Below are 25,748 nucleotides of genomic sequence, written 5' to 3'. Positions count from 1 at the left end.
ATAGATCATGACTAGCGATCGCCCTGCCATTTTCTCATTTTTTGCTGGTGCAGGTTTCCTGGATTTAGGCTTTGAAGCTCACGGCTTTAATATTGTTTATGTCAATGAAATTTCTTCCGCTTTCATGGCATCATATCGCTATTCCAGAGAATTACTCAAATTACCCTTGCCAGAATATGGATATCATCATGGGGAAGCAGGAGACGTAAGTCAGCTTGTTGAAGGAGTACAAGCACAAAGTTTATTAGAACTAGTCCATGATTGTCGCAAGTCTCATCAGATTGTAGGTTTTATTGGTGGGCCACCTTGCCCAGATTTTTCTATTGGGGGTAAAAATAAAGGATATTTGGGAGATAATGGTAAACTTTCTTCTATTTACATTCAACTTATTTGTCAAAATCTGCCTGATTTCTTTTTATTTGAAAATGTTAAGGGTTTGTGGAAAACAAAAAAACATCGGATATTTTTTGAATCATTAAAAAGACAGTTAGAGCAAGCTGGTTATTTTTTAACTGAACGCTTGATTAATGCCATTGAATATGGAGTACCACAAGATAGAGCCAGAATTATTCTTGTAGGATTTCACAATCATTGTATTAAGAAAATCGGGATAAAACATTATCAAAATATTTTTGATTGGCACAAACAAATTATCTATTCTCAAGCAAAAGTTTTGGCTGATTATTGGCCGCGATCGCAATTATTTCAAGAAAATTCTATATTGCCTTGTCCTGATAACATTCTTCAAGAATTAACAGTGGAATTCTGGTTCAGAAAAAATAATGTTCTGCATCATCCTAATGCTGAACATTATTTTCAACCAAGAGCCGGCATTCAGAAATTTATAACTGTGAATGAAGGAGATGATTCTAAAAAATCTTTCAAACGTCTGCACAGATGGCGTTATTCTCCGACGGCTTGCTATGGCAATAATGAAGTACATTTACATCCTTATAAAACTAGAAGAATATCTGTAGCAGAAGCTTTAGCTATACAATCTTTACCAGAAAATTTTGTATTTCCTGAGCAGATGTCTCTGACTAATATGTTTAAATCAATTGGCAATGGTGTACCGTACTTGGTATCCAAAGCATTAGCTAAAACTATTCTTGATTTTTTTGAAATTAACTCAGACAAAACTGTTGATTTACCTCAATAGCAAACTGCCTCAAGGTTAATGAATTAGTTACAATAATTAAATAAACTTGAAATCACTTTACTTATTGAGCTAGATAATTAGCCTAGCTTGGGGATCAATTCGTAGTCAATGTGGTTTAATATATAATAAATGTCTTAATTTTTTATAAAGCTTAATAATCATTCATAGGCAAAAGCTCAATGGCAGCAGACTATCCAGATATTGATATTGCGCCATTTATCGATCACGCCCTGTTAACGCCAACGGCTACTCCAGAGCAGGTTGAGCAATGGTGTGAACAAGCATATAGATTTAACTTTGCGGCGGTTTGCATTTACCCCACCTATGTTAAGCAAGCAGCAGAACTTCTCAAAGGGAAAACGCCAAAAGTTTGTACGGTGATTGGCTTTCCTCATGGAGCAACAACTTCAGCCGTTAAGCTGTATGAAGCTCAAGAAGCGGTGGAAAATGGAGCTACTGAGTTAGATGTTGTGCTTAACTTAGGTTGGTTGAAGGTGGGAAAAACCAAGGAAGTTCACCAAGAAATTGCCGAGATTTGTGAAGAAACTGGGCAAACAGTCAAGGTGATTTTGGAAACCAGCCTGCTGACAGATGCCGAAAAAAGACTAGCGGCAGAAATATGTATGGATGCAGGTGCAGCATTCCTCAAAACAAGTACAGGTTGGAATGGTAGTGCCACAGTAGCAGATGTGGGGTTTTTGAAAGAAGTAGTCCGAGAAAGGATAGGAATTAAAGCTTCTGGGGGTATTCGGACTCACGAGCAAGCCCTAGACTTAATTCTAGGAGGTGCTACAAGATTAGGGACATCTCGTGGTATCGATTTGATCCGCCAGCGAGATAATCTGGAGAAAGGGGAATAGTCATTTGTTTTTTGTCATTTATGAGCCACTAGATTAGACGGGTTCCTCAGCTTGTAGCAAGTGGTGTCCTCCTCAACTAATGACTAATAACAAATGGCTCATGACTAATGACTGATGGCTAATGATTCATGAGTAAAACTTATAAAGCAACTGGTATTAATCTAAAAACTCAGGTGCTAGGAGAGTCAGACAGAATAGTGACAATTTTGACACGAGAGTTCGGTTTGATTCGAGCTGTTGCGCCTGGCGCACGCAAACACAACTCTAGCCTTGGTGGTCGGAGTGGAATGTTTGTGGTCAATGAACTACTGATTGCTAAAGGGCGATCGCTCGATAAAATTACTCAAGCACAGACGTTAAAAACATATCCCGGTTTAGCTAAAGACTTAGGGAAATTAGCCGCAGGTCAGTATCTAGCAGAAATAGCCTTATGTCAGGCTTTAAGTGAACAACCTCAAGAGGAACTTTATGAGTTACTCAATGAACACCTTCACCAGTTAGAAATTCTCCCGAAAGCCGAAACATCAGCTATTTACGCATCCCTGGCTCTTGGAGTATTTCAACTTTTAGTCTTAGCGGGACTAACTCCTCAAATCCAAGTATGTTGTTTAACTCAAGGCTCCCTAAAGCCAGACTTTGCCAATCCCAACTGGCAAGTGGGATTTAGTGTTCCTACTGGTGGGGTGATTTGTTTGGAGGCGTGGGAAAGTTTACGCCGAAAACGGGAGATAGAAAAATGGGAAAATAAAGAGTATTCCGAGTTTTCACCATCAGTAAATTCTTCTATCCCTAGCTACGAGACTGTTGTTCATCGACAAGAAATCCCAGTGATTTCTTATCGTCTGAGCGCCAGAGAATTCGCTCTGCTCCAACAACTGCCACAACCAGAGATAATGCAAATTGATGGAATTAGAGATAATGGCTGGTTATCTATTGAGCAGATTTTACGCCAGTATGCTCAGTATCATTTAGGTCACTCTATTCGCTCCGCAACCCTGATCGATTCTTATTTTGCTGCCAACCATGATGCAACCATCTGATTTGGATAGAAAAATCCTACCTTTATCACCAAGCCATACGAAAAAGCAGAGTAGGCCAACAACTCCTGCTGTGACTAATCATTTGAAATCGGTTCCTTCATCTACAAATAGTCAAATTTACAATCACGAAATTTCCAAACCAGATATTTCGAGCAATGGTCAACAGCGGACATCTGAAAAATTAATTAATGTTGCTCCTAGCAACAAAGAGCATAGTTTGCCAGTAGATGCTGCACCAGAAAAAGCAGCGTGGAACGGCTCTGGTGGAGAAGCGAAATCAGGCAAGGTACAACAGGGATTCTTCCCTGTGTTAAAAAACCCTAATTTCCTCGCACTTTGGGGTGGCCAAGTATTTTGCCAACTGGCTGATAAAGTGTATTTAGTATTGATGATTGCTTTAATTAATACTCACTTTCAAGCAGGTAGTCAAAGCATTAGTGCTTGGGTATCAACTTTAATGATGGCATTTACAATCCCAGCCGTATTATTTGGTTCTGTAGCTGGGGTATTTGTAGACCGTTGGTCGAAGAAAGCCGTTTTGGTAGCAACAAATATTTGGCGTGGTCTTTTAGTTTTAGCAATTCCTTTTTTGTTGTGGTTAACTCATGATTGGCAACCCATTGGAGTTTTGCCAGTAGGTTTTGCAATTATTTTGGGTGTGACTTTTTTAGTTTCTACACTGACACAGTTTTTTGCCCCAGCAGAACAAGCGGCAATTCCTTTAGTTGTGGAAGAACAGCATTTACTGTCGGCTAATTCCCTTTACACAACAACGATGATGGCATCGGTGATTATTGGATTTGCTATAGGGGAACCCATTTTAGCGATCGCAGATAGTATATGGGCGCAGTTTGGTGGTAACAATGGGTTGGGTAAAGAAATTTTAGTAGGTGGCAGTTATGCGATCGCTGGCATAATTTTAATGTTGTTGGCCACAAAAGAAAAACCCCATGCACCCGATACCGAATTTCCTCACGTTTTCTCAGATTTAAAGGATGGTTTTGCTTACCTCAAAGATAATCATCACGTTCGTAATGCGTTAGTAAGACTGATTATTTTGTTTTCTGTCTTTGCCGCTTTAACTGTTTTAGCAGTGCGGATGGCAGAAGTAATTCCTAACTTGAAAGCCTCACAATTTGGCTTTTTACTAGCAGCAGGTGGCGTGGGAATTGCTGCTGGAGCGACAATTCTCGGACAGTTTGGGCAACGCTTCTCCTATTCTCAACTGGGCTTGTATGGTTGTTTAGGAATGGCAGCATCTTTAATTGGTTTGGCCTTATTTACTACGCAATTATGGCTAGTCTTATTATTTATCGCGATATTAGGGATTTTTGGGTCATTAGTGGGAATTCCGATGCAAACGGCGATTCAAACAGAAACTCCCCCAGAAATGCGTGGTAAAGTTTTTGGACTGCAAAACAATGTAATTAATATTGCTCTGACCTTACCTTTAGCACTAGCGGGTGTAGCAGAAACTTTTGTCGGATTGAAAGCTGTTTTTTTAGGACTAGCTGCGATCGTCTTTTTTGGTGGTATCTTAACCTGGTATAACTCCCGTCAGTATTTATAAACAAATTGCTGCATTACTTGACAAAAGCAAGAATTTATTATTGACTTTGATTTCATGGTAAACTGAACTCAGCAATAATTTAGTGCCTAACTCGCTGGGAATAAACCTGAGATTACACCGAACTAAGTTGTATTCCAAGTTAAAAATTAGCAACTTATTCATTAAAATAAATCAAACCGAAAATCTATTGTTTTCATTAGCTGATAGGCAGTTTGAACAATAGCTTATATCGGTATTTTTGAGTTCAGCATCATCAAGTAAAATCAGGCTCAAGTCAAATACAGCCAAGGCGCAAAACTAATAAATAAAACTAGCTTTCTTATAACTAACTTTAAAGAATGCGTATAGCCTGGATTGGAAAAAAATCACCCTTTTGTGGCAATGTCACCTACAGTCGAGAGATAACGAATGCTTTGCTAGACAGGGGACATGAAGTTAGTTTTCTTCACTTTGCCCAAGAAGAACCTGAACCAGATAACTGGCCAAAATTCCAAGAAGTATCTTTACCCTTCATTTATAAATCTCAGGTTTATACAATTCCGGCGCTAAAAGCGACAAAAGTTTTAACAGAATCTTTAAGAGAAATCAAGCCGGATATAGTTCATGCTTCCTTAACTTTATCGCCGCTTGACTTTGTTTTACCAGAAATTTGCGAACAACTTAATTTGCCTTTAATTGCCACTTTTCACACACCATTTGCCGGGAAAGGTGCAAAACTCATATCAGGAACCCAACTGATAGCCTATCAGTTGTATGCACCTTTTTTAGATAACTATCATCGCGTGATTGTATTTTCGCAAATTCAGCGAGAACTACTTGCACGTATGGGTGTACGGGAAGAAAATATCGCCGTCATTCCCAATGGTGTAGATACAGTTAAATATTCTCCAGGATATTCCACCATTAAAACGGAATTTAAAGCTGAACGCTTATTTGTCTACCAAGGAAGGATAGCCCCAGAAAAAAATGTTGAAGCTTTACTGCGGGCTTGGAAGCAGTCAGATATGGGTTCAGAAAGTAAGTTATTAATTGTCGGAGATGGCCCTTTAAGACCTTCTTTAGAGCAATTTTATGGTGCAGAATACGGTATCTTTTGGTTAGGTTTTGTGGCTGAAGAAGAACGACGTATCAATATATTAAGGGGTGCAGATGTATTTATTTTGCCTTCTTTAGTAGAAGGACTGTCCCTTTCTTTATTAGAAGCAATGTCTAGTGGACTAGCTTGTATAGCTACAGATGTAGGTGCAGACGGAGAAGTATTGGAAAAAGGGGCTGGTATAGTATTAAGTACGAAAACAGTGCGATCGCAATTAAAAACCCTTTTACCACTGTGTCAAGATCATCCAGAGTTAACAACTTTGCTAGGAAAAAAAGCAAGAAATCGTGTCTTAGAACGTTATACTCTCGATAAAAATATCACCCAGTTAGAAGAATTGTATAAGGAAGTTTTATTACAGCAACCTGTACATCTTAGCTGGGGTGCTTAAAATAATCCATAATCCATAGACTATAACTTCTTGAGCGTAAAACAATGTCTTTTGCCGGAATACTATTCGAGTTGCTGAATATTATTTCAATAAATTCATACTATGTCGCTACTTACACAAGCTCTAGAAAGAATTTTGGTGTGGCTGCAAGCTAACTGTCCATCAGTTGCGTCATTTCCATATCCAGGATTGACGAATGAACAAATTCAAGAACTAACCAAAGATTTACCTTTTAAACTACCAAGAGAAGTAAAAGAACTTTATCAATAGCGTAATGGTACTTTGCATGATCAGGGCTTCTTTCCTTTTTCAGTCTTCTACTCTTTAGAAGAATCTTTGGATTTTTACTATAAAACTATAGAGTATGAGCCAGCCGAAAGTCTGTTAATGAGTCCTCGTAATAGCCTGATTCTTTTTAGTACAGACAAGTCATTTTTCTTTGTAGTTGCTGATGAAGAACAGAATGATAATTCTCAAGTGTGGGTAGTCCATACTAGTGATGACCCGGTAATCTGTTACACTAGTTTGACAAATCTAATGTTAATGATTGCAGATTGCTATGAAAATGGAGCTTACTATGTTAGCTCTTCTGGGTTTTTAGAAGAAGACAGAAGCAAATCTGATTCTTTTTTATATAAATACCATTCTGAAATCAAGAATATACCTGACTTAAATTGATTCGGATTTCTATCACATTTCCCGAATTCTAAAGTTTATCGTATTCTTCTGGTTCTACGTCAGGAACTTTACTCAAAACTTGCTGAAATCTCTCCCAACTACCACGTTTAGCTTTTTCTTCTAAATAGTCTTTGGTCATCCATGCGGAAACCTGTGCTGATAAGGCAATAGCTACCAGTTGTTCAATAGAAATATTTTCTTTGACAGCTAAAGCTTCAATTTGTTTATATAAAGATTCAGGTAGCTGTACGCTCAAGTTAGTCATAGCATTTCTCCTACTATTTGTAAGAATTCTTTGGGTGAAACTATCCTGATACCAAATTTTTGTGCAGTTTGTAAATCTTTTTGATTGTAAGTAATGATAAAGTCGGCTTGGCATTCAACAGCTAAATCAATGAGAAAATCATCATCAGGATCTTGTGCTATTGGTCGCCATAGATAGAAAATACTACATTTATTAGCGATACTACAAATAGCTTCAATAATGGTGTCAATATCTTCATTACTCAATTTAAGCTGCTCTTTTTCTCTTTTGAGAATTTCTTCGTACTCAAATACTAAAGTAGCAGAAACATTTAACTGCCAACGGTTATCGTTCAGCATTGTGAGTAGCTTATAAGATGCCCCTTTGTTAGACCGTAAACCAGTAAGTAGTATATTTGTATCCAGTACAATTTGGTACGGCTTTTTCATTATTTAACTATTAGTAGCCTTTTGACTTGAATAATCTATCTGTTGATAAATTCATCTTTGAATTATCCTTTAAAGTCCATCCTAAACTTGTTGGCTGTTGATAAACTCGCTGTAAAGTATTCACATCTCTAGCTGAAATATTCGGGGGGTTGCGGACTTGGGAAAAATATAAAGCATCAGTTTGTGATGGACTATGACCCCAAATACCTAAAGCGTGGCCAAGTTCATGGCGTGCAGCAGCGAGGACATAATTACCTGTCTGACTAGGACTCAAGAGAATAGTAAAACGGTGCAATAAAACTTTGTTTTCGGTATACAACTGGTATGTAGTTAAAGCAGAACGCGCACGGGAAATTTTTCTATCTAGTGAAAGCTGTAATGGCGGTGCTTTTCGCTCAATTGTAATATCAGCAGTTTCTGGATTTTCTACTACTTTTAAAGGTAAGTATTGATTCCATTCCTGTATAGCCTGCACAACATTGTTAACCCAGTCTTCCGCCTGTTGATTACTAATAGTTTTTGGTCTTTCTATATATACTTGAACTGGAAATTGTGACCAAATTAAATAACCCACTTCAGTGGTTGCGATTTGAGAAAAGTAATCACCACTATTTTGACTATCTTTCCACTGAAGCAGTGTAGCTGGTAGGGGATGAAGTCTTGGGGTAGGTAGAGATACGGCGCTGGATGGAAAATTCGCCAAAATAATTAACAGCCCTGTACTTATAGTTAAGACAAGGGCTGTTAGAAATTTTCTAATATTTAGCATTGGGTGTAGGGTATTTTTCCCCATTTCCCTATCCTTATTTAGGTAGCCAACCTGCACTTAAAACCACTGTTAAACCAAGAAAAATGACTGTCAAAGCCCAAGTAATTCGGTTTAAGGTGTTTTCTGCACTCTTGGTACTGCTAAATAATTGGGCTTGTCCACCAATAGCACCAATACCATCACCTTTAGGACTGTGCAGCAATACTAAAACAATGAGTCCCAGGGCGGCTAATGACCAAACAATTTGTACGATATTTGTAACTGTCATGTTAGCAATCTCATTTATAACGGTTTGAAAAAAGATGTGGGAAGTTATGGGTTAAAAAGATTCTATTGTATTACTTTTAACTCTTAACTCCCAAGATTCTTGCCATAATCAGCAGTGCGGAATAAAGCTGAGTGAAGTCACATGACTCAGCACTCAGCACTTTCAACTCAGCACTTTTTACAGACCAATTGGCATAGGGGTACGATCGCGTTTTAAGTCAAATTCGATTGGTTTGACGAGCGATCGCCCGGTCATTTCTGGTGGCTGAGGCAGCTGTAAAATATCCAGAATGGTAGGTGCAATATCGGCCAGCTTGCCATCGCTACGTAGTTCGACATTCGTACCATGTCCAGGAATTTTTGCTTTTTCGCCTTCCACCAAAATCAAGGGTACTGGGTTGGTAGTATGCGCCGTCCAGGAATTACCCTCTTCATCTAGCATATACTCAGCGTTACCGTGGTCGGCGGTAATCATTGTTGTCCCGCCAGCTTTGATAATGCTTTCTAAAAGGCGACCCACGCAGCGATCAACTTCTTCAATTGCCGTGATTGTGGCTGGTATTTGACCAGTATGCCCTACCATATCTGGGTTAGCATAGTTAATCACAACGAGAGAGTATATACCTTTTTGAATGGCAGTGATCGCTACATCTGTAACGGCGGCGGCTGACATAGTTGGGGCTTTGTCGTAAGTCGCTACCATTGGACTACTAACCAGTTCTCGGTCTTCGCCAGGAAAAGGTTCTTCTAAACCACCGTTAAAGAAATAAGTAACGTGGGCGTATTTTTCTGTTTCGGCGGTACGTAACTGCTTCAGACCATGATTAGCAATGACTTCACCGAGAATATTAGTTAAATTCTGCGGCTCAAAAGCTACTGTGACTGGTAGGTCTGAATCGTACTGGGTAAAAGTAACAAAGGATAGTGGCTGAATTTGCTGTCGTTCAAAGCCTGTAAATTCAGCACTGACAAAGGCTTGAGTTAATTGTCTAGCACGGTCAGGACGGAAGTTGAAAAATATTACCCCATCTCCTGGTTCAACGGCACCAGGAGCAATGCGAACTGGGTTAATAAATTCGTCTGTCACCCCTTCGGCGTAAGATGCTTGCAAGACTTGTACGGCTGTACGCCCATCGCCTGCACCATCTTGGGTCATGACATCATAAGCCCGTTTGACTCGATCCCAACGGCGATCTCGATCCATCGCGTAGTAACGGCCGCTGAGGGTAGCGATGCGTCCAATTCCCACGCGATCGATGTAATCTTGCAGTTGTTGAATCGCTTTTATCCCTTCGCTGGGGGAAGTATCCCGACCATCGGCGATCGCATGAATACAAACTTCTGAAATTCGCTGTTCCTTGGCTAAGTCAAGTAGTCCGAACAGGTGGGTAATGTGCGAGTGTACCCCTCCATCAGAACAAAGACCCACTAAGTGCAACTTGCCATTTTGAGAACGAACTTCCTGGCAAATTTTGACCAGTGCAGGGTTACTGAGGATTGAACCGTCTTCCACTGCATCGGAGATGCGTACAAGCTCTTGTGGAACAACTCGCCCAGCGCCGATATTCAAATGACCAACTTCTGAGTTACCCATTTGACCATCTGGCAAGCCTACGGCTTTTCCTGATGTGCGGATGAGGGTGTGCGGGTACGCCACCCACAAGCTGTCCATAATCGGCGTTTTCGCCGCCACAATAGCGTTTCCTCGCGTCTCCTCGCAGTAGCCCCATCCGTCTAAAATGACTAGCACCACAGGAGCAACAGGTGCCTTGGTCATAATAAAATTGCCCTTTACTTTTTGTAATACCCGAATGATACCACTGCTAACCACAGCTGCAAGTGAATTTCTGCTTATTAACTTGTTTTATAACTTATTGACAGATTTTTTAGATTTTTTTTACTTTTTGCAACTGTTACATATATTTTGTGATATTCCATGTTGGTTAATTAGTTAGTAGTAAACCTAGGATGCTACTACTAACTTGATATTTTATTTTTTCTTACTACCAGCCTTGCCTGCTTTGGCTGCTTTCTTAGCAGCTTTTTCCGCAGCTATCGCATCTAATTTGGCTTGTTCTTTCTCCTCGGCGATTTTATCCAGGTAGTAGTGATAATCGCCTAAATAAACTCGGAATTCACCATCCCGAATTTCCACAATTTTGTTAGCTACCTGAGAAATAAAATAACGGTCGTGGGAAACTACAATTGCCGTCCCATCATAGTTTTGCAGCGCTTCTTCCAACATCTCTTTTGCGGGAATATCTAGATGGTTGGTAGGCTCATCTAAAATCAGTAAATTGGCTGGACGCAAGAGCATTTTTGCCAATGCTAAACGCGCTTTCTCTCCCCCACTTAAGGCCTCAACACATTTAAATACAGTGTCGCCAGTGAATAAAAACTTGCCGAGGAGGGTGCGGACTTCTTCGTTTTTCCAGTCAGGAACTTCATCATGAATAGTTTCCATAACTGTCTTTTTCAAGTCCAAAGCTTCGGCTTGATTTTGCTCAAAGTAACCAGGAATCACATTATGATCGCCTAAGCTAACAGTACCTTCGGTGGCTGGTTCCGTACCCATAATTATTCGCAACAGGGTAGATTTTCCCGCACCGTTGGGGCCTAAAAAGGCAATGCGATCGCCTCTTTCAATCAGCAAATTTGCACCCAGAAATAAAATTTTATCATCGTAGGTATGAGTTAAATCTTTAATCGTCACAACTTCCCGTCCACTGCGAGGTGCTGGGGGGAAACGAAAATGCAGGGTTCTGACTCCACCAATGGGTGCTTCAATGCGCTCAATTTTGTCTAGTTGTTTTTCCCGGCTTTTGGCTTGGGTACTGCGGGTAGCACTGGCGCGGAATCGATCAACAAAGGCTTGCTGTTTCTCCAGTTCTTTTTGCTGACGTTCGTAAGCACTCAGTTGTGCTGATTGATTTTCGGCTTTTTGTTGCAAGTAAGCCGTGTAGTTACCCAGGTAGGTGCTAGAAACGCCGCGTTCAGTTTCCACAATTTGCGTGCAGAGGCGGTCTAAAAATTCGCGGTCATGGGAAACTATCACCATCGGCGTTGTTAAGCCTTTGAGGTAAGTTTCTAGCCACTCAATGGTTTCTAAGTCTAAATGGTTTGTCGGCTCGTCTAACAGCAGTAAATCGGGTGCTTGCAGCAGAATCTTACCTAAACTCATCCGCATTTGCCAACCACCAGAGAAAGCACTAACTAGGCGATCGCCATCTTCTTGGTCAAATCCCATCTCTGGTAAAATCTTACCGATGCGTGCTTCTAAACCGTAACCATCCAAAGCTTCAAACTGACGCTGCAAACGATCCAACTTGTGAATCAGTCGATCCAATTCCTCTGGTGTCGCAGTTTGCATATCGTGCTGTACATCTGTCAGAGATAGCTGTACTTCGTTTGCTTCTTTAAATACTGTCCAAAATTCTTCTCTAACTGTGCGGCTGGGATCGACTTCAAACTCTTGATTGAGGTAAGCGATATGTAAACTAGCAGGACGAATGATTTCGCCAGCGGTAGGTTCCATTTCCCCAGAGATAATTTTCAACTGGGTAGATTTTCCCGCACCGTTAACGCCGACTAAGCCAATGCGATCGCCTGGTTTGACTTCCCAGTTGATATCCTTGAGGACTTCGCCTGTTGGATAAATTTTACTGATATGTTCGAGTCGCAGCATCGAGTTTCTCTCAGGTAGGAAATAGATGGTTAAGGACGAAGTACCAACACCGTGTCCAATATTAACAAAAATTAACCAAGAATTCCTCCTAGTAAGTTGTAATTAACCTCAACTACCACTGAATTTTGGTTACTTACAAATTTTGTGCAGCTTGCTTTACTTCTTCAATACTTAAACTAAGCTCCTCCGCTACTTGTTCTACTGTCAAACCCAGTTTCAAAAAACGAGTGACCATTCTTAGCTTTTCTTGACGCTGACCTTCTTCGATTCCTTCTGGCTTACCTTCTTCCTTCCCTTCCTGAAAAACATCCTGAAAATATCTGGTATTTTTTAATTCACTGATGCTAAACATTTTTTCCATCTCCTCTTTAGTCATCGTGGGAAACTTGTATAACAAGATAGTCTCTATTAATTGTAATGATTGCTGTTGTTTTATTGGTGAGTTTATTTCTAATCTTGTCCTTTCTACTAACTCTCTAGCCTCTATGATTGCTGTGTCTTCAGATGTGACAATTAATTTAACAGTTGCAATGCCAATTGGTAGTGATGATTCAGAGCTTAATTCATTAAGATAAATATGCCTAACTCGCTGACTCAGAAAGAATTCTCTGTAGTGTTTGATATCTCCTGTGTCTACACTTCTGCTTGGATATAAAACAACAGCACTCCAATCATTGACAGGTTGATTTTGACGCAAATACAAGCAGATTTCGGCAATCAAGCGCGAATAAATCTTTGTATCTGCTTGAAACTGCACTTCCACAAAGTAAATTGGCTGATCAATTTCAACATTCGGAACAAATAAACCATCAATTCTGAATGCTGTTTGTTTAATTTCAACTGACGAAAATTGGTAAATACTAGCAGTATCAGGAGAATCTCCAATCAGTTCAAAGAAGATATCGGGAAATTCTTGAAATAAGCGATAAAATACGCTGTCTGTTTTCACAGATGGATAAGAGTAGATAATTTTACATAAATAATTATGTCCCTGTTTGCGCTTCTCCACCATCCCTGACTTCTTGGACTCTCTCTTTGGATATCCCTAATACTCGTGATATCGGCGCTAACAAATTATCATCAATAGCTTCTCCAGCATAAATATTATTGAGTTCTGTAGGAGAAATTTTAAAGGTATCGCAGAATTTAGCAAATTCCTGATTGTTGAGGTCAAGTTCTTTTTGTCGCTCTTGGAGTAAAAGTGCAATCGCTCTCGTTCCAAACTTAGGACGTTCACTAACTTTTATATATTTTTGTACTAAATAATTAACCTTACTTGTATCGCCACCAGTCTTTTTTAGTAAATCACCACAAGCTTTTTTTAGAGCTTTTTTTAAAACTTCTTCTTCATTTAAAAAATAAAGAATTTCATTCACATATTCTTGCTTAAAGAAACCAACTAAACTACCTTTATGATAAATAGGTATATAAGATGTTTCTGTATGAGATTGCCAATCTGAAGGTTCATTACGTAACAAGGACATAGCTGCACCTATAAAAATTTAATGCTCACCATTTTAAAACTATTTATATGTGTGTAACTATGTATATTTGCTGAAACAAGTTCAAATTAAAAAACCGTCTGTGGATTAAAGATAAAAACACACCAGACGGTTTTAAGTTAAATTAATTTTCAAAACAAAGATTAATTCATCGCACCAGAAGTCGCTAACTCTGCTAAACGTTCTTGTTGATCTTGAGAGATGCAAGATTGAATCACAGTTTCTAAATCACCTTCCAGAACAGGATTTAAGGAGAAGTTTTGACCTAAGCGGTGGTCGGTCACACGGTTATCTTTATAGTTATAAGTGCGAATCTTTTCCGATCGCGATCCTGTACCAACTTGCGAGCGCCGCATGGAAGTTACTTCTTCTTGTTGTTCGCGTAACTTCATTTCGTACAGTTTCGCCCGCAGAATTTGCATCGCCCGTTCTTTGTTTTGCAACTGGCTGCGTTCTTCTGTACAGAAAATTCGTATTCCTGTCGGTTTGTGCATTAAGTCAACGGCTGTTTCCACCTTGTTGACGTTTTGTCCACCAGCACCGCCAGAACGAGCCGTGGTCATTTCAATATCTTTGGGGTCAATGTGAATTTCCACGTCATCCACTTCTGGCATAATTGCGATCGTGGCTGTAGATGTGTGAACCCGTCCTCCCGCCTCGGTGACTGGTACACGCTGTACGCGATGCACTCCAGCCTCAAACTTTAACTGGCTGTAAACATTGTCACCTTTAATTTCTAAAATGACTTCTTTCCAACCGCCCATCTCTCCCAAAGATTCGCTGACGAGCGAAACTTTCCAACCTTGAGTTTGAGCGTAACGAGTATACATCCGCATCAAGTCGCCAGCCCAAATACTCGCTTCATCACCACCAGTCCCAGCACGAATTTCCAACATGATATTTTTCTCATCGTTGGGGTCGCGGGGCAGTAATAATATTTTTAAGCGAGCCTCTAAGTATTCTATTTTTTCTTCTAATTCACTAACTTCCAGTGCTGCCATTTCTTGCATTTCTGGGTCACTGGCTGCTTCTTTATAAACTTGACGCGCTCCCGTTAAGTCTTCTTGGGATACTTTCCAAGTTTCATAGGTATTCACTACCTCTTCCAAAGAAGAACGAGCCTTAGCTATTTGTTGATACTCATCAGGGTTTTTTGCGGTATCTGGGTCAGCAAGGCGGCGTGTCAGTTCATGAAAGGTTTGTTCAACAGATTTTAATTTCTCCAGCAGGTATGATTCAGCCATGACGAGTGCGATCGCTCCTTAAAATAACAACTTGGCTCAAAAAATGACAATCGACCCAGCATTCGCAGGGTCGTCGTTAACAGCAGAGCCAAACCGCTACTTTTTCTTTTTCGTGCCGGAGTCTTGCTCGCTTGACTTGCCGTATTTCCGCAAGAAGCGTTCTACGCGACCTTCTGTGTCAATAATTTTTTGAGTACCAGTATAAAAAGGGTGATTTCCAGACCAAAGGTCTACGTGTAATTCTGGTTTAGTAGAACCCACGGTCATCACAACTTGACCGTTACAGTAGACTTTAGCTTCTGGATACCACTGGGGATGAATATCAGGTTTAGCCATTGTTCCTTTTGTGGTGAATCTATATAAATTATAACTTTTTGATCGAGTTAAAGATGAGGGCGCGGAAGTCAAAAGGGAAAACGCTTTTGGCTTTTAACTCTGAAGGAGTTCGCTACTTGCTTCTCCTAATCGGAGACGCTGCGCGAACAAGTCGGTCAACCCGCCTAACGCAGTGGCTCACGGCTGACTTTTGACTTTTCCATACCCAACCCAGTAACTTATCGTTTTGAGTACTGAGGAGCTTTCCGAGCTTTGTGCAAACCATATTTTTTGCGTTCTTTAGCTCTAGGATCACGAGTTAAATAACCTTCGGTTTTTAACGGTGAGCGATTTTCTGGGTCTAGTTGGCACAAAGCGCGAGCAACACCCAAACGGATGGAATCAGCTTGACCAGTTAAGCCACCACCTTCCGCTTTGACCAAGATGTCATATTCACTTTCTAGGCCCAGCGTTTCTAAAGGGGCTTTAATGACTCCCAAGTAATTAGCATTGAATTGGAAGTATAAATCCCCTGCTTTGCCATTGACTGTCAATTGACCGCTACCAGGAACAAGGCGTACTCTTGCTACTGCGGATTTACGACGGCCAGTACCCCAGTACACGGCACGGCCGCTATTGGCTTCTGCTACTACCATTAGCTTTCTTCTCCAGGAATTGTACTAATCTTTAATTCTTTAGGTTGTTGAGCTTCGTGGGGATGAGTCGGCCCAGCATAAACTTTGAGCTTGGTAAACAACTGTCGACCCAAGCTATTTTTAGGTAGCATACCTTTAATCGCGTGTTCTATAATCCTTTCGGGTACACGCTGTTGCAGCTTGGCAAAAGTTTCGGTCTTCATCCCACCAGGACGACCAGAATGGCGGCGATAAAGTTTTTGAGTCCGCTTTTTACCCGTGACTGCGATTTTTTCGGCGTTAATCACAATCACAAAGTCACCTGTGTCTATGTGAGGTGTATATTCAGGTTTCTTTTTGCCTCGGAGAATCATAGCGATTTCGGTAGCGAGGCGACCAAGACGTTGGTCAGTAGCATCTACTACGTACCAATCATGCTCAAGAGAAGCTTGAGGAGGAAGGTAGGTTTTACTCATGTTTGTTTGTCCTTTGTAATTCGTCCTTTGTCTTTCGTCATTACCAATGACCTATGACTATTGACTAAAAACTAAATTTTGGCTGGGTATCGTACCAAATATCTGGAGAAAAAGGAAAATCATGATAGCCGACTCGCAACAAGCACAAACCCTGAGCAGGTGCGGCATATTTTACTTCTTCTCGGCGTTCTTCTTGCCAAATTTCGGCGAAGTTAGCCAAGGTTCGCTGTCCAGTCCCTACTTGTACTAGCATTCCCACAAGCAGCCTGACCATACCGTATAAAAATCCATCTGCTTGAATTTCTATATTGAGCAATGATTCACTACGATGGCATTCTGCGGCTTGTACTTCTACCCAAGAATGCGATCGCTTGGAGCCTGCCCGATGGAAGGCCGCTAAATGATGCTTACCCAGCAGAGGCTTCATAGCAGACTGGATTAATAATTCATCCAGAGGCTGATGATAATAATGCCAACTGAAGGGCTTAACGAACAAATTTGGTCGTTTTTCAGTGTATATCGTGTAGCGGTATCGCCGATAAGCTGCGCTAAAACGCGCGTGCCAGGCGTTACTTACGGCTGCTGAAGCCCTGATGATGATGTCTGGCGGCAGATAACTATTGAGAACTGCTGACCATTTGTGAGCCGGGATTAAACCTGTAGCATCAAAATGGGCTACTTGTGCAGCCGCATGAACTCCAGCATCAGTACGTCCTGCTCCATGCAGTGTGACATGATAACCAAGAATACTCGCGATCGCTGTTTCTATTTCTTCTTGGACTGTACGCTGACTATTTTGTCGTTGCCAACCATGAAAATGAGTACCTAGGTATTGAATTACCAAGGCTACTCGTTGAGTGTGTTTCGGCTGGTCAGTTTCTTGCATACAGATTTTGTGTCATTCGTCATTCGTCTCAATCATTTTGACTTTTGACTTTTGACTTACTTACACCAGTTCAATAATTGCCATTTCGGCATTGTCTCCGCGCCGAGGCACAGTATGGAGAATCCGGGTGTAACCACCACTGCGATTACCATACCGAGTAGGAGCTTGCTCAAACAAAGCATGAACCAGTTGTTTGTCATATATGTAACCTAAAGCTGCTCGACGTGATGCTAAGGAGCCGTCTTTAGCTAAGGTAATCATTTTATCTACTTCACTTCGTAAAGCTTTCGCTCTGATCAAAGTGGTGGTAATTCGACCATGACGAATTAGCTCAGTGGCTAAGGTACGCAGCAGAGCGCGACGCTGGTCAGCTGGTTTACCAAGTTTTTTAACCCGACAACGGTGGCGCATAATAGTGGACTATGAACTATGAAAGGTTTTGCTTTAGCTGTGTTTGGAGCTTCTTTCTTGCGGTAAGGTAATTCCCAAGCGTCGTTGTAGGGCTTCTACAACTTCTTCCGCAGATTTTTGACCAAAGTTTTTGATTTCTAACAGATCTTCTTGGGTAAAATCCAATAAGTCTGCCACAGAATTAACTTGTGCGCGTTTGAGACAGTTATATGCCCGCACAGAAAGTTGCAATTCTTCGATGGGAATCTGAGCAGTTGGATCGTCTGGAACGTCAGAACCAATATCTGTTGGTTCTAAAGAAATATCTTTCAGTGGGTTGAACAAATCTACCAAAATACTGGCAGCTGAGGATAGTGCTTCTTGGGGAGAGACACTGCCATTCGTCCAAACTTCTAATAACAATCTGTCTTTTGTAATCGAGCCATCAGCACGGGCTTCTTCAACGCTGTAGTTGACTTTTCGTACTGGCATAAATACCGAGTCGATTTGCAAGAAGTCCAAAGATGTGGCTTCTTCTCTTCCTCTTTCTACAGTGCGATAACCCTTACCTCTTTCGATCCGAAATTCCATTTCCAGCTTCCCGCCTTCTGCTAGAGTAGCGACATACTGGGTAGGATCAACAACTTCTACTTCACTTGGCAAATCAAAATGGGCTGCTGTGACTGTTGCTGGCCCAGTAACAAGTAATCTGCCAATTTGGGGTTGAGAAGAATAGCTTTTGAGAATGACTTCTTTCATTCTCATCAAAATTTCTAGCACGTCTTCTCGCACACCTGGAACTGTGGCAAACTCGTGTGTAACACCAGCAATTCTGACTGCGGTAACGGCTGTCCCTTCCAAATTAGACAGTAACACTCGCCTTAGTGCATTACCAACAGTTGTCCCTTGACCACGCTCTAGGGGTTCTAAGACAAACTTGCTGTAATGGCTCCGACTTTCCTCTGTACTAGACTCTACACATTCAATTTGAAACTGCGCCACGGAGTAGCCTCCCTTAATTAAGGTGCTGCTAACAATTAATTGCCTATTCAATTTGCTTTTGCTTTAAGCTTTCTGTAGGTTGTTCAAACTGCCAACACTATGATGGCAATGTTTGATTTCCTAATTTTGCCTACGGACGATTATCCATAAATATGGCGTTTGAGAAAATACAGCAGCTCTCCCCCTGGGAAGAGCTAACTGGCTTTTTCCCGCTCAAGCCATCAGAAGTTATTTTGTCTTCACATCAAAGCTTTGGTAGCTATTACAGGTGAATTTTTGATTAAACTTCTTGTTTTTGTTGCCCTAAAAGTTCTATCTAGACTCGGCGGCGCTTTGGTGGACGGCAACCATTATGAGGAATTGGAGTAATATCCCGAATAAGTGTAATTTCCAGTCCTGCTCCTTGAAGGGCGCGAATTGCAGTTTCTCTACCTGCACCAGGTCCACTGACCATCACCTCAATTTGACGCATTCCTTGATCAATAGCTCGTCGGGCTGCGCTTTCAGCAGCGGTTTGTGCAGCAAAAGGAGTTCCCTTTTTAGCTCCCTTAAAACCACTGGAACCAGCACTTGCCCAGGAAATGACATCGCCATTTTGATCGGTGATGGTGACAATGCTATTGTTGAAGGTAGATTGGATATAAGCAAGTCCGTTGGGTACGTTCCGCTTTTGCTTTTTACTCCCAGTTTTTTTAGTTGGTTGTCTCGCCATATTTGTTTAGTTAATTTAAGGAAAAACTTGCTCTGATGAGCAAGCAATGAACAATTATTTGCCAGGAGCCTTCTTCTTACCAGCCACTGTCTGCCTTCTACCACGACGGGTTCTAGCATTAGTACGGGTTCTTTGTCCTCTGACTGGTAAACCCATCCGGTGGCGACGACCTCGGTAGGTGCCAATGTCAATTAAGCGCTTGATGTTCATACCTTCCAAGCGCCGCAAGTCACCTTCTACTTGATAGTTACTTTCTATTTCTGCACGTAGGGCTGCGACATCGGCATCACTTAAGTCTTTAACACGGGTGTCTGGATTGACACCTGTAGCCGCCAGAATTTCTTGCGACCTTGATAATCCAATTCCATAAATGTAAGTCAGACCAATCTCAACGCGTTTATCGCGTGGCAGGTCTACGCCGGCAATACGTGCCACAATGAATTTCTCCCTGTTGTTCTCGCAAGTTCTCTTGGTTAAGATGTGGGTGATTGATACGCCACATCTAGAATTTTTTTGGTGATTTTTTCCTAGTCGCGGTTAACTCTCCAATACTGAGAGTGTTATCCTTGACGTTGTTTGTGCTTGGGGTTAGAGCAAATCACCATAACGCGACCACGACGGCGAATCACGTTACACTTTTCACAAATTTTTTTGACAGAGGCTCGGACTTTCATGCCTTTTGTAATTGACTCCAAATATAAAATTATAGCATTTCTAGAAAAATATTACAGTTAAGTAAATGAGAATCTCCCAACAAGTTGATTTTATGGTAAGATCCTTCACATATAACTAATTTTTTCTGGATTTAATTATTTTTTCCGCAATCTATAGGTAATTCGGCCTTTTGTCAGGTCATAGGGAGTGAGTTCAACCTTGACGCGATCGCCTGGCAAAATTTTGATATAGTTGCGGCGGATCTTTCCAGAAATGTGTGCTAGTACATTAAACCCATTGTCCAAATCAACGCGAAACATCGCATTGGGTAAGGACTCAGTAACTGTACCTTCCATTTCAATCAAATCTTGCTTAGACAATTTTTTTGTTCCTCAACTCAACAATTTCCCATTCGGTTGCAGTATTCACCTGCAAAAGAACACAATTTGAGAAATATATCAACAGTTTATTAATATATCTTAGCTAAAATTGATCCGCATTCTGTTTTAAAACGGGAGTGAGGAATTGGGAGTAGTAGCTGATCAATTCCATACATCCCAATTACTACTCCTTAATCTCAAGCTAGGGAGCGAAAATGTTTTTCAATTCACTAGTGACTTCTTCTTGGGATTGATTACCATTAACTGTCAGCAGCCTTTCTCGCTGACTATAGTAATCAATCAATGGTGCTGTTTCATTGCGATACACTTCTAGACGACGACGAATTACCTCTTCGGTATCATCTTTTCGTCCTCTAGCTAGTAAACGTGAGATCACAATGTCATCTGGTGCATCTAAGTTAACTACCCTTTCGCCACCTTGAGCAGTCTTAGCCAGCAATTCTTCTAAAAAAGCTGCTTGTGTGACTTTGCGGGGAAAACCGTCTAAAATCCAGCCAGGTTTGGCATCTGATTGAGCTAAACGTTCTTCTACTAAGTCTTGCACCAACTGATCAGGAACTAACTCACCACTATCAACATAACTTTGAGCTTTAATTCCCAGAGGAGTTTGCTCTTTCATTGCTTGCCTCAATATTTCCCCAGTGGAAATATGAGGTATTTGCAGGTGTTCTGCCAAAACTTGAGCTTGAGTTCCTTTACCCGCCCCAGGTGGCCCCAAGAAGATTAATCGCGTCACTATTGTTTCACCATTCCTTCATAGCGCTGAGAGATAACGTAGGTTTGGACTTGTTTTGCTGTATCAATTGCCACACCAACAAGGATTAATAGTGAAGTAGCACCCAATCCCTTAAAGGTTGGTACTTTCAATGCACTTTCCACTGCTGTAGGAATAATCGCCACCAAGCCTAAAAATATCGCTCCCAAAAAAGTTAATCGGTTGATTACTCGTTCGATATACTCACTAGTCGCTTTACCTGGGCGAATTCCTGGAATACTAGAACCCATTTTTTTCAAGTTCTGAGCTACATCAACTGGGTTAACAATCAATGAAGAGTAGAAGTAGCTAAAGAAAACAATCGAAGTTAAGTAAACCAGAGCGTATACCCAAGGTGCAGAACCACCAGGACTGAGATAAGTATTGACGATATTCGCCAACTCAGGATTTTTTGTAAAATTGGCAATTAACAGAGGCAAACTGAGGATGGCAGCGGCAAAAATAATTGGCATGACACCACCAGAATTCAGACGCAGTGGTAGATAGCTACGCTGTTCTGCCAAAACTCTCCGGCCTACTTGACGACGAGCCGAAATAATTGGGATGCGGCGAATGCCTTCTTGCACAAATACAATCCCAACAATAGTTGCTAGGAATACCACCACTAGGACAATTACCCGACCCACAATTTCTCTACCGCCAACTTGTACTAAGTCAATGGTGTCCCCTAGAGATTTGGGTAGCGAAGCCACAATGTTGACAAAAATCAACAGTGATGCACCATTACCAATGCCACGTTCTGTGATCAGTTCAGATGCCCACATAACGAACATAGAACCTGCGGTAAGTGCGATCGCAGTTTCAGCTACAAATATAGGGCCTGGAGTTAAAGCAAATTGTTGGAGAAAAAAGGCAGAAAACGCTGTACTTTGGATAATTGCCCAACCTACAGTCACGTAGCGTGTAATTTGCGAAATTTTCCGTCGTCCTGCTTCGCCTTCGTTTTTCTGTAAATTTTCTAAAGATGGAATAGCCGCCGTCAGCAATTGGATAATAATGGACGCATTAATAAAGGGTAAAATCCCTAAAGCAAAGACTCCCAAAGTAGAAAGTCCACGCCCAGAAAAGATATCCAATAAACCAAATATTGAATTATTGCCGGAAATGGCTTCGTGGAATCTAGTTCTATCAATTCCTGGTACAGGTAAAAAGATACCTAGGCGAACCAAAATTAAAATACCGACAGTGACAAGCAGCCTGCCTCTAAGCCCAGCTGCTTGTGCCATCTGCATAAAAGTTTCTTGAGCCGTTGGGGCTTTATCTCGACTGATCATAGAGTGCTACCTTTGTCGTGAACCAGGCACTGGAAGCAAGTTGGCAGGTATTTAAGTGCGCGGTTGGGCTTCACCCTAAAACTTCACAACTTCCTCCAGCCGCCTCAATTTTGCTACGAGCTTGACCTGTGAAAGCTGCCGCTTTGACGTTGAGCGCAACGTTTAATTCCCCATTACCCAAAATTTTCAATGAACCCTTGACAGAGGTTAGAATACCTGCTGCTTTTAAGGAATCCAATGTTACTTCTGTATTGGCAGGAAGAGAGGCGAGCTTCTCTACATTTATCGTAGTGTAAATCTTACGATTCACAAGTGGAAAGCCTTTCAGCTTGGGTATACGACGGTACAGTGGCTGTTGACCACCTTCAAATCCTGGTCTGGTACTGCTACCAGAGCGAGATTTTTGACCCCGCATACCGAGACCAGCACTGGCACCTTGACCAGCCGAAATACCTCTACCTACACGGCGACGGCGTTTTTTCGAGCCTTTTTGCGGCTTAACATCGTTGAGTCTCATAATTTAAAAATGTCAAAGGTCAATAGTCAAAAGTCAATAGTCAAAGGTCAATGGTCAATGGTCAAATTTTTTTACTTTTGACAAATGACTAATGACGAAGGACTAATGACAAATTAAATGTAGAGTTTGTCAATAGCAATACCTCGGTCTTCAGCAACTTCAGCCAAAGTACGCAGGGTTGATAAAGCATTGACGGCGGCTCTAGCATTATTAAGTGGGTTGTTAGAACCGAGTTGTTTAGCGAGAACGTTACGGACTCCAGCTAATTCCAGTACAGTCCGGACAGCACCACCAGCAATTACACCAGTACCAGGTGCGGCTGGACGCATGATGACTTTTGCACCACCACCAATGCCATCAATCGGATGAGGGATAGAATTAGATTTTGTAATGGGAATATCAATTAGGTGTTTTTTACCATCAGCTACACCTTTTTTAACAGCACCAATTACATCCGAGGCTTTCCCTACTCCGACACCAACTTGACCCCGTTCGTTACCAACGACGACGATCGCCCGGAAGCTGAGTTTTTTACCACCCTTAACGACCTTGCTCACGCGTCGGATTTGGATTACGCGCTCTTGCCAGTTGGTTTCTTCTTTTTTCGCGCGGTTAGCTTTACGACGACCTGTTGCCATAATCAATGCCTTTAAAAGTCAAGAGTCAACAGTCAAGAGTCAAGAGTCAATAGTCATTACTTTTGACTATGGACTATGGACTTTTGACAACTTTAAAAATCCAAACCAGCTTCGCGTGCGGCTTCAGCTAGTGTTTTGATTCGACCGTGATATAAGTTACCACCGCGATCAAAGACTACTTTATTAATGCCTTTTTCGAGCGCTCGTGCTGCAATTAACTTACCAACTTTTGCTGATGCTTCACAGTTAGCACCAGAAGCTAAATTTGCTTTTATCTCTGTATCTAAAGTTGATGCAGCCACTAAGGTTTGATGTTGAGTATCATCAATTACTTGCGCGTAAATGTGTTCGTTAGACCGAAATACGGCTAGGCGTGGGCGTTCAGGAGAACCGTTAACCTTGCCACGGACGCGGCGATGACGACGCTGTTTTGATTCTCTACGAGTAAGTTTCATGTTTATTTCTTACCTTTACCTCCGGTCTTACCAGCTTTGCGTCTGACTACTTCACCCGCATAGCGAATACCTTTACCTTTGTAAGGTTCTGGTGGTCTGACGGCACGAATTTTAGCAGCTGTATTACCGACTATTTCTTTGTCATAGCCGCTAACTATGACGTTAGTGTTACCTTCTACAGCAAACTGAATTCCATCTGGTGGCTCAATGTTTACTTGATGGCTGAAACCCATGTTTAAAACTAGGTTACGCCCTTGTACTTGCGCTCGATAACCAACCCCTTGAATTTCCAAACGACGTTGAAAACCTTGGGAAACTCCCTCTACCATATTGGCTACCAATGTCCGGCTTAAACCGTGCATTTGACGAGAGGTGCGGGAATCATCTTTACGAACTACTTGTAAGGTTTCCCCTTCTTGACTCACTGTCACGTTAACAGGTAGATCTCGTGAAAGTTCACCTTTGGGGCCTTTAACTACAACCTTTGTGCCATCAATGGTGATTTGCACTTTGGCGGGAATAGTAATTGGTCGTTTACCAATACGAGACATGATCTTTTGTCCTTTGTTATTTGTCCTTTGTTATTTGCCTTTTGCCAGTTGCCCGTTACTAATGACACATGACTAATGACAAATGACTAATGACTACCAGACGTAGCAAAGTACTTCACCACCCAAGTTCTGACGGCGAGCTTCGCGATCGGTCATAATGCCACTAGATGTAGAAATAATGGCAATACCGATGCCGCCTAGTACTCTGGGTAAGTCTTTTCGGTTGGAATAAACGCGTAAACCTGGTTTACTCACCCGTTTTAAGGCGGTAATCAAAGGCTGACGATTTTTACCCTTGTATTTTAAGGCAACCACTAGATGACGTTTTACGCCTTCTCCGGTTTCTGAAAATTCCGAAATAAATCCTTCTTCCTGTAGTACTTTGGCAATACTACGGGTCATTTTAGTGGCTGGCACTTGTGTTGTTTGATGCCTTGCCATGTTGGCATTGCGGATGCGCGTCAGCATATCTGCAATTGTGTCGTTAGCCGCCATCGTTCCCTCTTTAGATGAACTTATTGATCGCGAAAGGGCATTCCCAATTCTTTGAGTAAAGCGCGGCCCTCTTCGTCATTTTTTGCTGTAGTAATGATAGAAATATCCAGACCGCGAACTTGATCAATGCTATCGTATTCGACTTCTGGAAATATTAGCTGTTCTCTTACGCCTAGAGTATAGTTACCGCGTCCGTCAAAACTTTTAGGACTAATACCTCGAAAGTCACGAATTCTCGGTAGTGTCAAGCTGATCAGACGATCGAGAAAAGCATACATTCTCTCGCCTCTGAGAGTGACCATAATCCCGACTGGCATACCTTGACGAATTTTAAAGCCTGCGATCGCTTTTTTCGCCCTTGTCACTACAGGTTTTTGACCTGTAATCAGTGCAATTTCGTTGATAGAAGCTTCCAGCGACTTAGCGTTTTGTGCGGCTTCGCCCAAACCTCTATTAACAGTAACTTTAATCACCTTCGGTACTTGATGAACGTTGGTGTATTGAAACTGGTTTGTCAGTTTAGGGACGATTGTCTCTCGATATAAGGTTTTGAGTCTTGTTGTCGCCATAGTTTTTTGTCCTGTTATCCCTGGTCTTGGTCAGGGAAGATTATGAAGG

34 protein-coding genes are annotated in these 25,748 nt (G+C 41.5%); 7 read left to right on the top strand and 27 right to left on the bottom strand.

Features of this window, described 5'->3' with window-relative positions; translation table 11 throughout:
* Positions 1-7 precede the first annotated feature (7 nt).
* From AC504W_RS01955 to AC504W_RS01925, 7 genes are all read left to right on the top strand, one after another.
* Entirely contained in the window at positions 8-1,159 is a 1,152-nt protein-coding gene (locus tag AC504W_RS01955) for a DNA cytosine methyltransferase (RefSeq protein ID WP_494875962.1), read from the top strand.
* A gap of 179 nt (positions 1,160-1,338) precedes the next feature.
* On the top strand, positions 1,339-2,019 hold the full coding sequence (gene deoC, locus AC504W_RS01950; protein WP_494875960.1) for a deoxyribose-phosphate aldolase: 681 nt from the start codon (positions 1,339-1,341) through the stop codon (positions 2,017-2,019).
* A gap of 128 nt (positions 2,020-2,147) precedes the next feature.
* Complete coding sequence (gene recO / locus AC504W_RS01945; RefSeq protein WP_096584480.1) at positions 2,148-3,059, top strand: DNA repair protein RecO; 912 nt, start codon at positions 2,148-2,150, stop codon at positions 3,057-3,059.
* On the top strand, positions 3,046-4,629 hold the full coding sequence (locus AC504W_RS01940; RefSeq protein WP_494878529.1) for an MFS transporter: 1,584 nt from the start codon (positions 3,046-3,048) through the stop codon (positions 4,627-4,629). The genes recO and AC504W_RS01940 overlap by 14 nt, the downstream gene beginning before the upstream one ends.
* Positions 4,630-4,967: 338 nt before the next feature.
* Complete coding sequence (locus AC504W_RS01935) at positions 4,968-6,116, top strand: glycosyltransferase family 4 protein (protein WP_494875959.1); 1,149 nt, start codon at positions 4,968-4,970, stop codon at positions 6,114-6,116.
* A gap of 102 nt (positions 6,117-6,218) precedes the next feature.
* Entirely contained in the window at positions 6,219-6,386 is a 168-nt protein-coding gene (locus AC504W_RS01930) for a hypothetical protein (RefSeq protein WP_494875958.1), read from the top strand.
* A gap of 66 nt (positions 6,387-6,452) precedes the next feature.
* On the top strand, positions 6,453-6,794 hold the full coding sequence (locus AC504W_RS01925) for a hypothetical protein (RefSeq protein ID WP_494875957.1): 342 nt from the start codon (positions 6,453-6,455) through the stop codon (positions 6,792-6,794).
* Between the two features lie 28 nt (positions 6,795-6,822).
* On the opposite strand, the gene AC504W_RS01920 is transcribed toward AC504W_RS01925, so the two are convergent.
* From AC504W_RS01920 to rplE, 27 genes are all read right to left on the bottom strand, one after another.
* Positions 6,823-7,059, bottom strand: a complete 237-nt coding sequence (locus AC504W_RS01920) for a hypothetical protein (protein WP_494875956.1) — start codon at positions 7,057-7,059, stop codon at positions 6,823-6,825.
* Positions 7,056-7,487: a putative toxin-antitoxin system toxin component, PIN family gene (locus AC504W_RS01915; protein ID WP_494875955.1), complete on the bottom strand. Its 432-nt coding sequence runs from the start codon at positions 7,485-7,487 to the stop codon at positions 7,056-7,058. The genes AC504W_RS01920 and AC504W_RS01915 overlap by 4 nt, the downstream gene beginning before the upstream one ends.
* 10 nt (positions 7,488-7,497) lie before the next feature.
* Positions 7,498-8,280 carry a peptidase gene (locus AC504W_RS01910; RefSeq protein WP_494875954.1) on the bottom strand — a complete coding sequence of 261 codons (783 nt, stop codon included), beginning with the start codon at positions 8,278-8,280 and terminating at the stop codon, positions 7,498-7,500.
* A 10-nt stretch (positions 8,281-8,290) separates the two neighbouring features.
* Positions 8,291-8,524 (bottom strand): preprotein translocase subunit SecG, encoded by a 234-nt coding sequence (secG, locus tag AC504W_RS01905; protein WP_494875952.1) that lies wholly within the window; start codon positions 8,522-8,524, stop codon positions 8,291-8,293.
* Between the two features lie 177 nt (positions 8,525-8,701).
* Complete coding sequence (gene gpmI, locus AC504W_RS01900) at positions 8,702-10,300, bottom strand: 2,3-bisphosphoglycerate-independent phosphoglycerate mutase (RefSeq protein ID WP_494875951.1); 1,599 nt, start codon at positions 10,298-10,300, stop codon at positions 8,702-8,704.
* Between the two features lie 213 nt (positions 10,301-10,513).
* Entirely contained in the window at positions 10,514-12,208 is a 1,695-nt protein-coding gene (locus AC504W_RS01895) for an ABC-F family ATP-binding cassette domain-containing protein (protein ID WP_494875950.1), read from the bottom strand.
* 133 nt (positions 12,209-12,341) lie between these two features.
* Positions 12,342-13,157, bottom strand: coding sequence for an Rpn family recombination-promoting nuclease/putative transposase (locus tag AC504W_RS01890; RefSeq protein WP_494875949.1), 816 nt, complete (start codon positions 13,155-13,157; stop codon positions 12,342-12,344).
* 34 nt (positions 13,158-13,191) lie between these two features.
* Positions 13,192-13,692 (bottom strand): hypothetical protein, encoded by a 501-nt coding sequence (locus AC504W_RS01885; protein WP_494875948.1) that lies wholly within the window; start codon positions 13,690-13,692, stop codon positions 13,192-13,194.
* Positions 13,693-13,853: 161 nt separating this feature from the next.
* Entirely contained in the window at positions 13,854-14,954 is a 1,101-nt protein-coding gene (gene prfA, locus AC504W_RS01880; RefSeq protein WP_494875947.1) for a peptide chain release factor 1, read from the bottom strand.
* 96 nt (positions 14,955-15,050) lie between these two features.
* Entirely contained in the window at positions 15,051-15,290 is a 240-nt protein-coding gene (rpmE, locus tag AC504W_RS01875) for a 50S ribosomal protein L31 (RefSeq protein ID WP_096584508.1), read from the bottom strand.
* A 218-nt stretch (positions 15,291-15,508) separates the two neighbouring features.
* The gene (gene rpsI, locus AC504W_RS01870; RefSeq protein ID WP_096584511.1) at positions 15,509-15,925 is read right to left on the bottom strand and encodes a 30S ribosomal protein S9; all 417 of its coding nucleotides are present in this window, start codon (positions 15,923-15,925) and stop codon (positions 15,509-15,511) included.
* Complete coding sequence (rplM, locus tag AC504W_RS01865; RefSeq protein ID WP_096584514.1) at positions 15,925-16,380, bottom strand: 50S ribosomal protein L13; 456 nt, start codon at positions 16,378-16,380, stop codon at positions 15,925-15,927. Before rplM ends, rpsI begins: the two co-directional genes overlap by 1 nt.
* 64 nt (positions 16,381-16,444) lie before the next feature.
* Positions 16,445-17,266 (bottom strand): tRNA pseudouridine(38-40) synthase TruA, encoded by an 822-nt coding sequence (gene truA / locus AC504W_RS01860; protein ID WP_494875946.1) that lies wholly within the window; start codon positions 17,264-17,266, stop codon positions 16,445-16,447.
* A gap of 60 nt (positions 17,267-17,326) precedes the next feature.
* Positions 17,327-17,677, bottom strand: a complete 351-nt coding sequence (rplQ, locus tag AC504W_RS01855; RefSeq protein ID WP_096584519.1) for a 50S ribosomal protein L17 — start codon at positions 17,675-17,677, stop codon at positions 17,327-17,329.
* Between the two features lie 33 nt (positions 17,678-17,710).
* Complete coding sequence (locus tag AC504W_RS01850; RefSeq protein ID WP_015113408.1) at positions 17,711-18,658, bottom strand: DNA-directed RNA polymerase subunit alpha; 948 nt, start codon at positions 18,656-18,658, stop codon at positions 17,711-17,713.
* A gap of 316 nt (positions 18,659-18,974) precedes the next feature.
* A complete protein-coding gene (rpsK, locus tag AC504W_RS01845) occupies positions 18,975-19,370 on the bottom strand; it encodes a 30S ribosomal protein S11 (RefSeq protein WP_015113409.1) in 396 nt (131 codons plus the stop codon).
* 54 nt (positions 19,371-19,424) lie between these two features.
* Positions 19,425-19,805, bottom strand: a complete 381-nt coding sequence (gene rpsM / locus AC504W_RS01840; protein WP_096584522.1) for a 30S ribosomal protein S13 — start codon at positions 19,803-19,805, stop codon at positions 19,425-19,427.
* A 125-nt stretch (positions 19,806-19,930) separates the two neighbouring features.
* Complete coding sequence (gene rpmJ / locus AC504W_RS01835) at positions 19,931-20,044, bottom strand: 50S ribosomal protein L36 (RefSeq protein WP_015113411.1); 114 nt, start codon at positions 20,042-20,044, stop codon at positions 19,931-19,933.
* A 135-nt stretch (positions 20,045-20,179) separates the two neighbouring features.
* Positions 20,180-20,404 carry a translation initiation factor IF-1 gene (gene infA, locus AC504W_RS01830; protein WP_006276978.1) on the bottom strand — a complete coding sequence of 75 codons (225 nt, stop codon included), beginning with the start codon at positions 20,402-20,404 and terminating at the stop codon, positions 20,180-20,182.
* A 202-nt stretch (positions 20,405-20,606) separates the two neighbouring features.
* On the bottom strand, positions 20,607-21,161 hold the full coding sequence (locus AC504W_RS01825; protein WP_103125860.1) for an adenylate kinase: 555 nt from the start codon (positions 21,159-21,161) through the stop codon (positions 20,607-20,609).
* Complete coding sequence (secY, locus tag AC504W_RS01820; protein WP_096584527.1) at positions 21,161-22,474, bottom strand: preprotein translocase subunit SecY; 1,314 nt, start codon at positions 22,472-22,474, stop codon at positions 21,161-21,163. The genes AC504W_RS01825 and secY overlap by 1 nt, the downstream gene beginning before the upstream one ends.
* A gap of 70 nt (positions 22,475-22,544) precedes the next feature.
* Positions 22,545-22,991 (bottom strand): 50S ribosomal protein L15, encoded by a 447-nt coding sequence (rplO, locus tag AC504W_RS01815; protein WP_015113414.1) that lies wholly within the window; start codon positions 22,989-22,991, stop codon positions 22,545-22,547.
* A 113-nt stretch (positions 22,992-23,104) separates the two neighbouring features.
* Positions 23,105-23,629: a 30S ribosomal protein S5 gene (gene rpsE, locus AC504W_RS01810; protein WP_096584530.1), complete on the bottom strand. Its 525-nt coding sequence runs from the start codon at positions 23,627-23,629 to the stop codon at positions 23,105-23,107.
* Positions 23,630-23,721: 92 nt separating this feature from the next.
* On the bottom strand, positions 23,722-24,084 hold the full coding sequence (gene rplR / locus AC504W_RS01805; protein WP_015113416.1) for a 50S ribosomal protein L18: 363 nt from the start codon (positions 24,082-24,084) through the stop codon (positions 23,722-23,724).
* 2 nt (positions 24,085-24,086) lie between these two features.
* A complete protein-coding gene (gene rplF, locus AC504W_RS01800) occupies positions 24,087-24,635 on the bottom strand; it encodes a 50S ribosomal protein L6 (RefSeq protein ID WP_096584533.1) in 549 nt (182 codons plus the stop codon).
* 93 nt (positions 24,636-24,728) lie between these two features.
* Entirely contained in the window at positions 24,729-25,130 is a 402-nt protein-coding gene (rpsH, locus tag AC504W_RS01795) for a 30S ribosomal protein S8 (protein ID WP_494875942.1), read from the bottom strand.
* A gap of 20 nt (positions 25,131-25,150) precedes the next feature.
* Positions 25,151-25,699, bottom strand: coding sequence for a 50S ribosomal protein L5 (gene rplE, locus AC504W_RS01790; RefSeq protein ID WP_096584536.1), 549 nt, complete (start codon positions 25,697-25,699; stop codon positions 25,151-25,153).
* Between the last annotated feature and the right edge of the window lie 49 nt (positions 25,700-25,748).

The sequence above is a fragment of the Nostoc sp. C96 genome (assembly GCF_059384975.1).
Note: the sequence above shows the minus strand (reverse complement) of the source record. Positions and strands in the feature narration are given on the sequence as shown.

Excerpts from the sequence above, each read along its gene's own strand:
- AC504W_RS01955 (WP_494875962.1), top strand. The coding sequence starts at position 8 with ATGACTAGCGATCGCCCTGCCATTTTCTCATTTTTTGCTGGTGCAGGT.
- deoC (WP_494875960.1), top strand. The coding sequence starts at position 1,339 with ATGGCAGCAGACTATCCAGATATTGATATTGCGCCATTTATCGATCAC.
- recO (WP_096584480.1), top strand. The coding sequence starts at position 2,148 with ATGAGTAAAACTTATAAAGCAACTGGTATTAATCTAAAAACTCAGGTG.
- AC504W_RS01940 (WP_494878529.1), top strand. The coding sequence starts at position 3,046 with ATGCAACCATCTGATTTGGATAGAAAAATCCTACCTTTATCACCAAGC.
- AC504W_RS01935 (WP_494875959.1), top strand. The coding sequence starts at position 4,968 with ATGCGTATAGCCTGGATTGGAAAAAAATCACCCTTTTGTGGCAATGTC.
- AC504W_RS01930 (WP_494875958.1), top strand. The coding sequence starts at position 6,219 with ATGTCGCTACTTACACAAGCTCTAGAAAGAATTTTGGTGTGGCTGCAA.
- AC504W_RS01920 (WP_494875956.1), bottom strand. The coding sequence starts at position 7,059 with ATGACTAACTTGAGCGTACAGCTACCTGAATCTTTATATAAACAAATT.
- AC504W_RS01915 (WP_494875955.1), bottom strand. The coding sequence starts at position 7,487 with ATGAAAAAGCCGTACCAAATTGTACTGGATACAAATATACTACTTACT.
- AC504W_RS01910 (WP_494875954.1), bottom strand. The coding sequence starts at position 8,280 with ATGGGGAAAAATACCCTACACCCAATGCTAAATATTAGAAAATTTCTA.
- secG (WP_494875952.1), bottom strand. The coding sequence starts at position 8,524 with ATGACAGTTACAAATATCGTACAAATTGTTTGGTCATTAGCCGCCCTG.
- gpmI (WP_494875951.1), bottom strand. The coding sequence starts at position 10,300 with ATGACCAAGGCACCTGTTGCTCCTGTGGTGCTAGTCATTTTAGACGGA.
- AC504W_RS01895 (WP_494875950.1), bottom strand. The coding sequence starts at position 12,208 with ATGCTGCGACTCGAACATATCAGTAAAATTTATCCAACAGGCGAAGTC.
- AC504W_RS01885 (WP_494875948.1), bottom strand. The coding sequence starts at position 13,692 with ATGTCCTTGTTACGTAATGAACCTTCAGATTGGCAATCTCATACAGAA.
- prfA (WP_494875947.1), bottom strand. The coding sequence starts at position 14,954 with ATGGCTGAATCATACCTGCTGGAGAAATTAAAATCTGTTGAACAAACC.
- rpmE (WP_096584508.1), bottom strand. The coding sequence starts at position 15,290 with ATGGCTAAACCTGATATTCATCCCCAGTGGTATCCAGAAGCTAAAGTC.
- rpsI (WP_096584511.1), bottom strand. The coding sequence starts at position 15,925 with ATGGTAGTAGCAGAAGCCAATAGCGGCCGTGCCGTGTACTGGGGTACT.
- rplM (WP_096584514.1), bottom strand. The coding sequence starts at position 16,380 with ATGAGTAAAACCTACCTTCCTCCTCAAGCTTCTCTTGAGCATGATTGG.
- truA (WP_494875946.1), bottom strand. The coding sequence starts at position 17,266 with ATGCAAGAAACTGACCAGCCGAAACACACTCAACGAGTAGCCTTGGTA.
- rplQ (WP_096584519.1), bottom strand. The coding sequence starts at position 17,677 with ATGCGCCACCGTTGTCGGGTTAAAAAACTTGGTAAACCAGCTGACCAG.
- rpsK (WP_015113409.1), bottom strand. The coding sequence starts at position 19,370 with ATGGCGAGACAACCAACTAAAAAAACTGGGAGTAAAAAGCAAAAGCGG.
- rpmJ (WP_015113411.1), bottom strand. The coding sequence starts at position 20,044 with ATGAAAGTCCGAGCCTCTGTCAAAAAAATTTGTGAAAAGTGTAACGTG.
- secY (WP_096584527.1), bottom strand. The coding sequence starts at position 22,474 with ATGATCAGTCGAGATAAAGCCCCAACGGCTCAAGAAACTTTTATGCAG.
- rplO (WP_015113414.1), bottom strand. The coding sequence starts at position 22,991 with ATGAGACTCAACGATGTTAAGCCGCAAAAAGGCTCGAAAAAACGCCGT.
- rpsE (WP_096584530.1), bottom strand. The coding sequence starts at position 23,629 with ATGGCAACAGGTCGTCGTAAAGCTAACCGCGCGAAAAAAGAAGAAACC.
- rplR (WP_015113416.1), bottom strand. The coding sequence starts at position 24,084 with ATGAAACTTACTCGTAGAGAATCAAAACAGCGTCGTCATCGCCGCGTC.
- rplF (WP_096584533.1), bottom strand. The coding sequence starts at position 24,635 with ATGTCTCGTATTGGTAAACGACCAATTACTATTCCCGCCAAAGTGCAA.
- rpsH (WP_494875942.1), bottom strand. The coding sequence starts at position 25,130 with ATGGCGGCTAACGACACAATTGCAGATATGCTGACGCGCATCCGCAAT.
- rplE (WP_096584536.1), bottom strand. The coding sequence starts at position 25,699 with ATGGCGACAACAAGACTCAAAACCTTATATCGAGAGACAATCGTCCCT.